The 12,574-nt window shown below is 37.1% G+C and carries 13 protein-coding genes; 6 read left to right on the forward strand and 7 right to left on the reverse strand.

The window, feature by feature from the left end:
• Positions 1-151 precede the first annotated feature (151 nt).
• Positions 152-1,654, forward strand: a complete 1,503-nt coding sequence (locus COE49_RS05180; RefSeq protein ID WP_088229438.1) for a malate:quinone oxidoreductase — start codon at positions 152-154, stop codon at positions 1,652-1,654.
• A 46-nt stretch (positions 1,655-1,700) separates the two neighbouring features.
• Here COE49_RS05180 and lsrB read toward each other — a convergent pair whose 3' ends face one another.
• From lsrB to COE49_RS05200, 4 genes are read right to left on the reverse strand one after another with little or no spacing between them, the layout of a single operon-like run.
• Complete coding sequence (gene lsrB, locus COE49_RS05185) at positions 1,701-2,744, reverse strand: autoinducer 2 ABC transporter substrate-binding protein LsrB (RefSeq protein ID WP_088229439.1); 1,044 nt, start codon at positions 2,742-2,744, stop codon at positions 1,701-1,703.
• Positions 2,741-3,730: an ABC transporter permease gene (locus COE49_RS05190; RefSeq protein ID WP_140417268.1), complete on the reverse strand. Its 990-nt coding sequence runs from the start codon at positions 3,728-3,730 to the stop codon at positions 2,741-2,743. The genes lsrB and COE49_RS05190 overlap by 4 nt, the downstream gene beginning before the upstream one ends.
• Positions 3,727-4,680 (reverse strand): ABC transporter permease subunit, encoded by a 954-nt coding sequence (locus COE49_RS05195; protein ID WP_088229441.1) that lies wholly within the window; start codon positions 4,678-4,680, stop codon positions 3,727-3,729. The genes COE49_RS05190 and COE49_RS05195 overlap by 4 nt, the downstream gene beginning before the upstream one ends.
• Entirely contained in the window at positions 4,677-6,158 is a 1,482-nt protein-coding gene (locus COE49_RS05200) for a sugar ABC transporter ATP-binding protein (protein ID WP_098357492.1), read from the reverse strand. The genes COE49_RS05195 and COE49_RS05200 overlap by 4 nt, the downstream gene beginning before the upstream one ends.
• 179 nt (positions 6,159-6,337) lie before the next feature.
• On the opposite strand from COE49_RS05200, the gene COE49_RS05205 reads away from it, so the two are divergent.
• The 5 genes from COE49_RS05205 (at position 6,338) to COE49_RS05225 (ending at position 10,698) form a co-directional block, all read left to right on the forward strand.
• The gene (locus COE49_RS05205) at positions 6,338-7,288 is read left to right on the forward strand and encodes a sugar-binding transcriptional regulator (RefSeq protein ID WP_098253500.1); all 951 of its coding nucleotides are present in this window, start codon (positions 6,338-6,340) and stop codon (positions 7,286-7,288) included.
• Entirely contained in the window at positions 7,288-8,850 is a 1,563-nt protein-coding gene (lsrK, locus tag COE49_RS05210) for an autoinducer-2 kinase (RefSeq protein ID WP_098945754.1), read from the forward strand. Before COE49_RS05205 ends, lsrK begins: the two co-directional genes overlap by 1 nt.
• A 25-nt stretch (positions 8,851-8,875) precedes the next feature.
• Positions 8,876-9,238, forward strand: a complete 363-nt coding sequence (locus COE49_RS05215; protein ID WP_000909986.1) for a cupin domain-containing protein — start codon at positions 8,876-8,878, stop codon at positions 9,236-9,238.
• A gap of 6 nt (positions 9,239-9,244) precedes the next feature.
• Positions 9,245-10,027: a 3-hydroxy-5-phosphonooxypentane-2,4-dione thiolase gene (gene lsrF / locus COE49_RS05220; protein ID WP_088229445.1), complete on the forward strand. Its 783-nt coding sequence runs from the start codon at positions 9,245-9,247 to the stop codon at positions 10,025-10,027.
• 65 nt (positions 10,028-10,092) lie between these two features.
• A complete protein-coding gene (locus tag COE49_RS05225; RefSeq protein WP_140417271.1) occupies positions 10,093-10,698 on the forward strand; it encodes a hypothetical protein in 606 nt (201 codons plus the stop codon).
• A gap of 104 nt (positions 10,699-10,802) precedes the next feature.
• On the opposite strand, the gene COE49_RS05230 is transcribed toward COE49_RS05225, so the two are convergent.
• The 3 genes from COE49_RS05230 to hmoA form a co-directional block, all read right to left on the reverse strand.
• Complete coding sequence (locus tag COE49_RS05230) at positions 10,803-11,222, reverse strand: VOC family protein (protein WP_088229447.1); 420 nt, start codon at positions 11,220-11,222, stop codon at positions 10,803-10,805.
• 235 nt (positions 11,223-11,457) lie between these two features.
• Positions 11,458-12,162 carry a nucleotidyltransferase domain-containing protein gene (locus COE49_RS05235; RefSeq protein WP_098253476.1) on the reverse strand — a complete coding sequence of 235 codons (705 nt, stop codon included), beginning with the start codon at positions 12,160-12,162 and terminating at the stop codon, positions 11,458-11,460.
• A 59-nt stretch (positions 12,163-12,221) separates the two neighbouring features.
• A complete protein-coding gene (hmoA, locus tag COE49_RS05240; RefSeq protein WP_071711829.1) occupies positions 12,222-12,548 on the reverse strand; it encodes a heme-degrading monooxygenase HmoA in 327 nt (108 codons plus the stop codon).
• Positions 12,549-12,574: the final 26 nt, after the last annotated feature.

Genomic DNA, 12,574 nt, shown 5'->3' on the forward strand with positions numbered 1-12,574 from the left:
TTAATTATTATAATAGAGTATGAGATGGTTATATAATTGAGACAAAAAAGGTATACACCTAGGTGGGGCCTAGGCGGTGTTTTCAATTTTACGGCTTAGATATAGTAAACACCTACACTTTTTTGCCAATATAGGGGATGGAGAGATTATCATGAGCAACATGCAGCAAAAAACAGACGTTATCTTAATCGGTGCAGGAATTATGAGTGCAACGTTAGGCTCATTGCTAAAAGAATTAGCACCAGAATGGGAAATTAAAGTTTTTGAAAAACTCGCAAGTGCCGGGGAAGAAAGCTCTAACGAATGGAATAATGCAGGTACTGGGCATTCTGCGCTATGCGAGCTTAACTATACTTCCGAAAAATCTGACGGATCTATAGATATTAGTAAGGCTGTAAAAGTGAATGAGCAATTTCAGCTTTCAAGACAATTTTGGGCGTATCTTGTAAAACGAAATTTAATTCGTAATCCACAAGATTTTATTATGCCACTACCCCACATGAGTTTAGTACAAGGGGAAAAAAATGTAGAGTTTCTAAAAAATCGTTTTGAAGCGCTTACAAAAAATCCTCTATTTCAAGGGATGGAATTTTCTGATGCTCCTGAAACATTAAAAAAATGGCTTCCACTCATTATGGATGGCCGTGCATCTAATGAAGCAATGGCTGCAACGAAAATTGATTCTGGAACAGATGTTAACTTCGGTGCGTTAACGCGCATGTTGTTTGATTACTTAAAAACTAAAAATGTCGAACTAAACTACAAACATAGTGTTGAAAATATTAAACGCACAAAGAACGGTTTGTGGGATGTGAAAGTACATGATATGAACAGTGGAAAAATCGAGCATCACACTGCAAAATTCGTCTTTATTGGCGGTGGTGGCGGTAGTCTACCTCTACTACAAAAGACTGGTATTCCTGAATCAAAACATATCGGTGGATTCCCAGTAAGTGGACTATTTATGGTATGTAAAAATCAAAAGGTTGTTGAGCAACATCATGCAAAAGTATACGGTAAAGCTAAAGTTGGCGCTCCGCCAATGTCTGTTCCTCATCTGGATACAAGATATATAGACAATAAAAAAGCTTTACTGTTTGGACCATTTGCAGGGTTCTCACCTAAATTCTTAAAAACTGGTTCAAATCTTGATTTAATCGGCTCTGTAAAACCAAATAACGTCTTAACGATGTTAGCAGCTGGTGTAAAAGAAATGGGATTAACAAAATACTTAATCCAACAAGTTATGTTGTCACACGAAAAACGTATGGAAGAATTACGTGAATTCATTCCGAATGCGAAAAGTGAAGATTGGGACATTGTAGTTGCTGGACAACGTGTGCAAGTAATTAAAGACACTGATGCTGGCGGTAAAGGAACACTTCAATTCGGTACAGAAGTTGTTAGTGCGGCTGACGGATCAATTGCTGCGTTACTTGGCGCTTCTCCAGGTGCTTCTACTGCCGTTCACGTCATGCTTGAAGTATTAGAAAAATGCTTCCCAGGTCGTATCCTTGAATGGGAACCAAAAATTAAAGAAATGATTCCTTCTTACGGCATTTCACTAACTGAAAATCCAAAGCTATTCCAAGATTTACACGCTTCCACAGGACGCACACTTGGATTAAACGAAAAAGAAACTGTTCATAATTAATGATGAGATCAAAAAACGTCCGATATATTCGGACGTTTTTTCATTACTAGAAATTATACTTATCAATATTATCCTTCGTGAATACAACTCGCTCTGGTAATACGATAATTCCATTTCCTTCTGCCTCATAGTCATATCCTTGAATCGAGTTTGGCTCTACTTTCACTCTGCCAATTCCTTTTACTTCGAAGCTATCGCCTACTTTTAACTTCTTCCCTTTTACAACAATTTCATTTGCGACATACGTAGCGAGGGCACCTTGTTGTTTTACATCCCATAGTCCAAATTGCTGTACTGTACCTCTTTTTACATAATCACGCATGACGTTTGGTGTAGAGAATCCGGTTACGGCTACTTTTTTATCCATTTTCAAATTTTCAGCTGCTTGCGCCATTGCCGGAAGCGCCGTTGCATCTGGACAAATGACTGCATTAATATCGGGATACGTTTTTAATATGTTCTCTCCTACTGATAATGATTTTTGAGCATTATTTTCACCATATTGCGTTGTTACAATTTCCCAATTCGGATATTTCTTTTTAATAATTTCTTTCGCTTTCGTTACCCATTGGTTTTGATCTGTTACTGTCGGGCTAGAATAAAAGAATGCTACTTTTCCTTTATCTCCAATTTGCTTTGAAGTCATTTCTATTAATAAATTAGCAAGTTGATCTGGTGTTCCTTGGCTTATATAAAAAGAACGATCTTTCGGATTCACATCAGAATCCCATGTTAACACCGTCATCCCTTTTTTCTTAGCACGTTGCAGTGATTGCGATAGCCCATCCACTGACGTAGATGAAACCATAATCGCATCATAGTTTTGATTAATGAAATTGTTTATATATTTAACTTGCCCTGAAACACTCGCTTCAGACGGTCCATCATACTTCACTTGCACGCCTAACTTATCTCCCATCTCTTTTGCCCCTTCACCACCCGATGTGAAGAAACCAACTCCTGTTAATTTCGGAATAAATGCAAATTTCACATCATCAGCCTTTTTCTTATCTGCCGTTTGGCTAGAACACGCAATTAAACCGATTAAACAAATACATACAATCAATACAATCCCCAGTTTTCTCTTCATGACATTTCCCCCTTATGCAAATTCCTTCTTTTTTCCGCTAAGAATTGATGTAATTTGAAATGTCTCATAATAACTGAAAGAATAAGGATAATACCTATTACTACATTGGATTGTTCATTTGTTAAACCTGTCATTTGTAGACCATACTGCATAAGTCCAATGAAAATACTAGCAAGTACCGTACCAAAAATGCTACCTTTTCCACCTGTAATAAGTGTTCCGCCTAATACGACTGCCGTAATAATTGGTAAAATCGTTTCACTTCCAATATCAGCACGGGCGGAACCGAAATATGCAGTTAAGAAAGTTCCCCCTAATCCACCTCCTAACCCAGAAAGTATGTAAGCAATGATAACTACTTTTTTCGTTTTGATCCCCGTGTATTTCGCTGCATTTTCATTCGCCCCTGTTAGTTTAACGTGACGCCCATATATCGTTCTGTGAAACAATGTAGTACATATGATTGTTAATACGATAAGTAACCATAATAAGTTAGGTATTCCTATAAAACTCATATTTGCCAGTTGTACAAATGCGTCAGGTAAACCACTGATTCCTTCGTATCCAGAAGCACCCGCTCCTCCTGAAATAACGAGCGCAATCCCTCCGTATAAAAACATCGTTCCTAGTGTAACGACGAGTGGTTCTACATCTGTCATTTTTATAATGAGTCCGTTTAAAGCACCTGCTAAGCAACTAATTATTAAGGCGATTATGACTGCTAGTAAAATAGGGATACCCTTCATCCAAAGTACACCGATCAAGATCGAAGTGAGCCCCATTATTGAGCCAACCGATACGTCAATTCCTCCTGTTACAATAACGAAAGTCATTGGTATCGCCGCGATTGCGATGAATAGGAAATCATTTGTACTAAAAAGGAGATTACTAACATTTAAGAAATCACTATTTAGAAAACTAAAGAGGACGAATTCTATAAGAAGCAATACGATTAAAACACCTTCCCATCTGTAAAAATATTTCATAGATTCATCCTCCTTTCTGCTTTCCACTTTTTCATAACACTATCCAATATGATGATAAGTAATAATAAAAAACCTGAAATAGCATTATTCCAAAATGCTGGGATTTTTAAAAATACGAGTGAGCTACTTATTGCTTCTAAAAATAATGCTCCTAATGCCGCTCCATATATAGATCCTGTTCCTCCTTTTAAATGAATTCCTCCTAGTACAGCGGCGGCGATTACTTGCAATTCTAATCCTGTACCTGTTTGATTTGGAACGAACCCGATATTCATAACAAATATGCAACCAGCAAGCCCAGCACTTGTGCCTGAAATCATAAAAGCGTATGTCTTTACATTATTGACACATATTCCAACAAGTCTCGCACCGTCTTCATTATCACCAACCGCATAGAAGTACCTTCCGTATGGTACTTTCATTAAAAAGAAATACAGTAATAATAAAATAATAAAAACACTCCATACTGTGATTGGTAAGCCAAGTATAACGATTGATGACAGTTGTTTGAAATCATTTGGAATATCTTCAATCCACTTTCCGCCTGTGAAAATTAGCATCGAACCTCTAATGATGCCTAGCATGCCTAATGTCATAATGATGGCTGGTACCCGAAACTTCGCAACGCCAATCCCGTTTACGAAACCGATAACAGCTCCTAGCAAAATAGCAGTAAGTATAGACAAAAATGCACTATAACCATTCGTTAACATCATTCCGCAAACCGCTGCGCTTATTCCCATAATCGAGCCAACTGATACGTCTATATTTTTCGTAAATAAGACGAAAGATTGGCCAATTGCTAGAACGACTAAAATAACACTTGATTTCATTACTAAAGATAACGAGTTAAATTGAACAAAACTAGGATTTATTATTCCAACAATAACTATATAAATGAATAGTAACAATACGATAGACGTCTCATGCATTTTAAACAAACGCTTCATTCTGTTACACCTCCGTATGCAAGGCGTGTAACTTCATCCGCACTTATTTGTTCTTTCTCCAAACTAGAAACAAATTGCCCATTTCGCATTACATATACACGGTTTGCTAATTGGACAATTTCCTCTACATCTGAAGAGATTAATAATATGGCAAGTCCTTCCCTCTTCATTTCTTCTATCGTCTCATACACTTCAAGCCTTGCTTTCGCATCAATTCCACGCGTTGGTTCATCTAGAATAATGATTTTCGGATTACATGCGAGATATTTCGCAAGCACGACTTTTTGCTGATTACCTCCTGATAAAGATGCAAGTTCTACATTCATATTCGGTACAACAATTCGAAACTGTTCTATAAACGATTTTACTAAAGCGCTTTCTTTTTCTCGATTAATAAAATAGCGATTATTTTGCTGTAAACTGGCTGCTGTCATATTTTCTGTCACAGATGCAATTGAAAAAATTCCATTTCTCGCCCGATCCTCTGGAACGTAAACGAGTCCTTCGCTTAGCCTTTTATGTAAAGAGCATGTATCAATTGATTTTCCTTCTAATAAAATGGAACCTGATTGTATAGATTTCAATCCGAATATCGCTTCTGCTAGTTCTGTTCTACCTGATCCAACAATGCCAGCAATACCTACAATTTCTCCAGCATGTACAGTTAGTGATATATTTTCGAATGCGTGACCATTCACATCAATCACTTCTAATATCTTTTTCATCCTTTCTGTCTCTTGAACTACTTCTTTTTTCTCTTTCTGCTTATACCCTTTTGGTAATAGTCCCTCCATCAATATGTCATAGGTATAATTACATACATCCCCTTGGTTTGTAATCATGCCATCACGTAATATCGCTACTTTATTGGCAATTTCAAAGATTTCTGGAAAGCGATGCGTAATGTATATCATTCCAATTCCTTTTTCTTGTAAACTTTTCAGCAACACAAAAAGACTCTTCATTTCGTGAGTTGTTAATGTCGATGTTGGCTCATCTAAAATAAGAATCTCGGCTTCTCGTATTAATCCTCTAACGATTTCTACTAATTGTTGCTGCGCAATGGATAACGATCCTCCTAGCTCATTAAGATCAATATCCCAACCTAAACTGTCAATTAATTGCTGAACTTTTACCTTTAGTTTCTTTCTATGCCCCTTTAGTCCGATACATATATTTTCTTCAATGGTCATATGCGAAAAAATGAGAGGTTCTTGTGGTATTAAATAAATCCCTTCTCGATGTGCTTCTTTTGGATTTACAAACTGTTGCCTCATGCCTTTTACATACATTTCTCCACTATCATACGAATATAACCCCGTTAATATTTTCATTAATGTTGATTTTCCAGCACCATTTCCCCCAACTAAAGCGTATATATCACCACGCTCTACTTGTAAATTCACTTCTTTAAGTACAAGTTGATTTGAAAACGCCTTACTCATTTTCTTTATTTGTAATAAGGGTACGCTTTCCACATGATGTCACCTGCCTTTATCCAGAACATTTTTTGAGAAAATGATTATTTGTTCTACTTGTTTTGTAGCATTGTATATTCCTTTTTTCATATCTAGAACACTTTTTTCACCAGACTATTTATCGTTTCAACTGGAATAAACAAAATATACGGCACATATGTTTAAGCATTGGTCAATTGTTGAAAGGGATGAAGAGTATGTCACAGCTGAACTTTGAAGAAAATTTATTAACTAAAGTAGCTTGGTACTATTATAAAGATCAATTAACCCAACAGGAGATCGCTTCACTTCTCCACATTTCAAGAAATAAAGTGGTTCGGTTATTAGATAAGGCACGCAGTGAAGGAATCGTAACATTTCATATAAAAGGAACTGGTTTACACTGTTTAAGTATTGAACGTGACCTAATAAAAAAGTTCCACTTAAAAGATGCTTTCATTATCCCTACTCCAATAGACGATTATGTTACTTCTCTCGGCAAAGCTGCTGCACAATATTTAGAAACCCAGCTCCAACAAGGCGATTTACTCGGCATTGGCTGGGGCGAAACGATAAGTAAAATGCTAGAAAACATTCATTTTGAAAGTTCTATTAACCTTTCAATCGTAACGTTAACAGGCGGAGTAAACCACTATCTCCCAAGAAAACAAAACTTTTTACATTACATGCAAGGCGATCTTCACATTATCCCTACGCCGTTTCTAGCATCTACAACCGAAATGGCACAAAGTATTCTATCAGAACCGAGTGTAAAAGATATGCTGCATGTCGCTTCACTTGCTCAAACAGCAGTTGTCGGTATTGGCGGTTTATCGCAAGATGCCACTATTGTGAAAGAAGAAAAATTAACGCTACGTGAAATGACATATATTCGTAGCCAAAACGGCGTTGGCGATATTTTAGGACAGTTTTATAATACGAATGGCAATTTATTAGAGCTTCCGCATCACAATCGCCTAATTGGCACGCCTCTCTCTATTTTGCGCAACATGAATCATGTCGTTGGTGTTGCTGGAGGCATTCAAAAGATAGATGCCATTTATGGGGCTTTAAAAGGAAAGTTTATTCATACATTAATTACTGATGAAGAAACAGCGCTCTCTTTATTACGAAAGGACGGTGATTCTTAATGTCTACTTTATTAGCTTTCGATGCTGGTACAGGAAGCATTCGAGCAGTTCTTTTTGATTTACATGGCAATCAAATTGCAGTAAGTCAAAAAGAATGGATTCATAAATCTGATCCTCGTTACCCAGGCTCTATGAATTTTGATGTGAAAGAAAATTGGCAGCTTGTACAAGAGTGCACGAAAGAAGTTATGCAAAAAAGTAATATATCTCCCTCTTCTATTCAAGCTATAAGCGCTACAAGTATGCGTGAAGGTTTCGTATTATACGATAAAAGTGGGCAAGAAATATGGGCCTGCGCAAATGTTGATGGGCGTGCATCTGCTGAAGTTAGTGAACTAAAAGAAATCCGGGCACATCTCGAAGAAGATCTATATACAACGTCTGGACAAACTTTTTCATTAGGTGCTTTACCTCGCCTACTTTGGATAAAAAAACATGAGCCAAACGTCTATAGCGATATTCATTCTTTTACGATGTTAAATGATTGGATTTTATATAAATTAAGTGGCGTACTACAAATTGATCCTTCCAACGGATGTACGTCTGGTATTTTCGACTTACAAAATAGAGGTTGGGATAACAGCGTCGCTAAAGAATGCGGTCTAGCTTTGCCATTTTCACCAAAAGTAAATGAAGCTGGTACAGTGATTGGTACTGTTACAAAAGAGTGTGCAGCATTAACTGGTTTACGCGAAGGAATTCCTGTCGTCGCTGGCGGCGGTGATGCGCAAATGGCCTCACTCGGAACTGGAGTTGTTAAGCCAAATCAAACACTAATATGCGGAGGCAGTTTTTGGCAACAAGAAGTGAATATTACTGAGCCAATAACGGATCCACAAGCTGCGATTCGCGTAAATTGTCATGTCGTTCCGAACTTATGGCAATATGAAACGATTGCCTTTTTCCCTGGTCTTGTTATGCGCTGGTTTCGAGATGCTTTTTGCCAAGAAGAAAAGAAGCTCGCTGAAAAACTCGGTATAGATGCTTATGAATTATTAGAAGAACAAGCAAAAGACGTGCCGACCGGGTCACATGGCATTATCCCTACTTTTTCAAACGTTATGAACTACATTTCTTGGCGTCATGCCGCACCTTCTTTTTTAAATTTAAGTTTAGACGCAGATAAATGCGGTAAGAAAGAACTGTTCCGCGCTATTGAAGAAAATGCTGCTTTCGTTACACTCGGAAACTTAAAATTAATAGAAAATCTCACTGGTACATTCCCTTCTGAAGTTGTTTTTGCTGGCGGAGCTGCTAAAGGAAAACTATGGCCACAAATTCTTTCAGACGTACTCGGCATCTCTGTAAAAGTACCAGTTGTAAAAGAAGCAGCGGCGTTAGGAACTGCAATTGCTGCTGGAGTTGGCGCTGGAATATATAAATCTATGGAAGAGACTGCCGAACAGTTTGTACAATGGGAACACACATTTGAACCAATCACTGAAAATCACGAACTTTATAAGGAGTTCTATGAAACATGGAAAACTGTGTATGACAGTCAGCTCGCTTTAGCCGATAAAGGGCTCACCTCACATATGTGGATTGCACCCGGCGCTCTGTAACACATTACATAAAGGAGTGGAATGTATGTTAAAAGCGAATGAAAATGATTTCTCCTATCGCTTCGGTGATAACGGGCCGAAATATTTAATACAAGGTCCGAATATTGATTTAGGCCTTGTTGTCATTCAGCCTGGGCAAGAGTTTCAAAACCATTATCATACAACGTGCGAAGAAGTCTTCTATGCATTAGAAGGCGAAATAGACTTCTATGTAAATAACGAAAGAGTCCCAATTAAACAAGGTGATGTCCTGCAAGTTCGTCCTCACGAATCTCACTATCTAATTAACCATTCTGACAAACCTTTTAAAGCTGTTTTCATAAAGTCACCACATTTACCAAATAAAGATACTGTGCAAACGGAAAATCCAACATTAACAAAGGAGTGATTCCTAATGACTTGGGGATTTAAAAATCGATTAAATACAATTTTACCTGATGGCAGAGCGGTTATGCTTGCGATAGATCATGGCTATTTCTTAGGACCGATTCACGGACTAGAACAACCACTTGAGGCAGTGAAAAACTTGCTTCCTTACACAGATTCCCTCTTTTTAACGCGAGGGGTACTTAGCTCTTGTATTCCTGAAAACTGCAGCACACCGATGGTTATGCGTGTATCTGGCGGAGCTACTATCATTGGGAAAGACTTAGCGAATGAAACAATCGTTACACCTGTAAAAGAAGCAGTGAAACAAAACGCAATTGGTGTTGGTGTTTCTGTTTTCGTCGGATCAGACTATGAAACACAAACGGTTACGAATCTCGCAAACGTAGTTTCAGAAGCTCACGATTACGGCCTACCAGTTCTCGGCATTACCGCAGTCGCAAAAGAACTACAAAAACGTGAAGCTCGCTTTCTCGCACTCGCTTCCCGCGTATGCGTTGAAATGGGTGCTGACATTATTAAAACGTACTACTGCGAAGGATTCGAAAAAATAACGAGCACATGCCCTGCCCCAGTTGTCATCGCGGGTGGCCCAAAACTAGATTCAATTGAAGACGCATTAAACATTACGTACAATGCACTACAGGAAGGCGCGATCGGAGTAGACATGGGCCGAAACATATGGCAATCCGAGCACCCAGCTGCGATGATTCAAGCAATACATGGTATTGTGAAGAATAGATTGAATGTGAAAGAGGCGCTTGAACTTTATGATGATGTGAAGAATTAATGTAAAAAGACAGACTATTTATTAGTCTGTCTTTTTTGTTAAAATAAAGTAAAGGAGGAATGATTATGCGAAGAATGACGTTCGAACGTCCTACCGATCATTACGATGAACGCTTATACTCTATTGATGAAAAAATTTGCGCCCTATTAAAAGAACGAAAAGAACTTTCAGGTGGTGACCCAGGTTTTCCACATGATGAAGCGATTTATAAATGGGCAAAGCAATACGAATTTTATCCAGACTATCTAAACTCATTATTCTCTTCCATAATGGATGAAGAAGAATTTAAACCTCGCGTTGAACCAACTGAGTTTAAAAAACATGTACCTGTTTTTAAAACTTATGAACATAATGGCGTCATGTATACTGTAACTTTTATTCGGCAATATGCAAATGCTAGTGTAGTTTATTTATATAGCGATTGGGATTCCACGGATGAAGCTTTTATTGAAAATAAGCCTCATAGTTTCTTCCAATTATCAATAGATGATACATACGATTGCTGGTCAGAAGGTGGTGGCGGCACCGATGGACATATGAATCATCAATTCGTTGTATCTCCTGTCCTTCCTGATAATTTGTCTGGAATAAGCTTACGATTTAAAGAACTCAGTATGCCGTTTAGGAAAGATCAAGCTGTGCTTGAATTTAAAATTCAGATAGACAAATAAGGTGAGACTTTAATCAATCCACAAATAGTAAGATAAATAAGGTAATAAAATAAGCAAGCCCCTTTCCAAACTGGATAAGGGGCTATATATACACCTTCAAATGATTACTCTTGTTGATCGCTATTAATTTTTGAAACTTTCTTACCTTCTCTATAATCAAGACAAGAAACTTCAATTAATAAGCCATTGAATACTGAAAAATAAAAACCATAACTACTACCTCTCATTGCATACGGCTCCTTGTCTATTTCAATGCCCCCAGCTACTAAACGATTATATGCTTGATCAACTTCACTTGTAGTTTCCACTAAAAAACCGATATGAAAAGCTTCCGGATACGTAACTTCCTTACTCCCCTTAAATGCTTTCGGATCACTTAACACAAGTATAAATCCACTCTCATCACTCATCACTACAAGCGCTTTTCCCTTTTGTTCCAAAAATTGAAAATCAAAAAATGTTTCAAAGAAATGTCTCGCTTTTGATAAATCATCAACGCATAAATTTAAATGATTCAACTTCATTCACTCATCTCCTTTTAAACAAGGGTTATACGATAGTATATTGCCCCATATTAATAGCACCCCAATAGTAAAGGGGTTGTATTCAAGTGTTCATTTTGTAATAGTCTAATACCTTTTTTTATCGTCTAGAACATTTTTTCAATGAAACATTTAAAATACAGTGAATGAAATTATGTGAACGTCTTGAAACGGAGTATGTATTTACCGATTAAAATTGGCAATCATGTTCGTTTTATTATTTACTCTCCAAATTCATTAACACCCACTCCATCAAGAAAATTGCTGAAGAGATACGCTCTCGTGTATCCCCTAAAAACACTTTACTTATCAACTCATCAAAACGATTCGGTCTATTAGGTAGCGTTTGTATATACTTCAAAACAGATCCAGCTGGAGGTACTGGCTTATTATTAATAACCCATATCCCTTCTAACAATGTCCAAGTTGACGTATGAACTATGTATGAAGCTTTTAACTCATCATTTGCTTTCAGAGCAGACTGAATTTTAATGAGCGAACTATGTAACCAATGAGAAATGCTTTTCACTTTGTCGTTAGAAACACGATAGTTTTCAAATTCATATGTAGCTATTTCCTTTAACTTTTTTAACTCGCCGCTTTTATCAAACAAAATTCCCCCTTCTAAAAATGAGTATAGTTCCATCGGATTGTTTTTAAAGTTTACTTGTATTTGATTAACATCTGCACTCTTATATTCAACTAAAATATCTTCTCTCGTTTCAGAATGAAATTTCTTCTTTTGTCCGTCTTCTAAAAGAATATAGAAGTCTAAATCAGATTCAGGATATGCATCGCCTCTTGCGACAGATCCAATTAGCATGAATCCATTTACCTTATCTTTAGATACGATTTCAGCTACTATTGTTTGCACTAATTTTTTATGTTTTTTATATGTAATGAATGCAAGGTTTTCTATCATTTCCATCTCCTCAGTACTAAAAAAGAGGATACATGTTTGCTGTATCCTCTACTTGTATTTTACGACTGCTGATAAGCCGCTTTAGATGATTTCACATAATAAACACCATGTTCAACGTTAATAATATGATCAGGTTTTGGTTTACCACGGCTCGCTCTATGTCCAGCTAAATGTTCTTCACTCGTTTCCCAGTTTTTCCATGCTTCTTCAGATTCCCAGCGAATCATAACGACTACTTCTTCATCACCGCGTCTTACTTTTTTCACGAGAACACTTAAATCGATGAAGCCTTCAAATTTTTCAATGATTCCTTCTCCAGTGAAATGTTCTACAACTATATTTGAAGTACCTTCTTTTACTGTAAATGTTTTCGTTTCAATAAACATATAATCCCACTCCCTCTTTATAATAC

It is taken from the genome of Bacillus sp. AFS029637, from assembly GCF_002584985.1.
Classification (GTDB): domain Bacteria; phylum Bacillota; class Bacilli; order Bacillales; family Bacillaceae_G; genus Bacillus_A.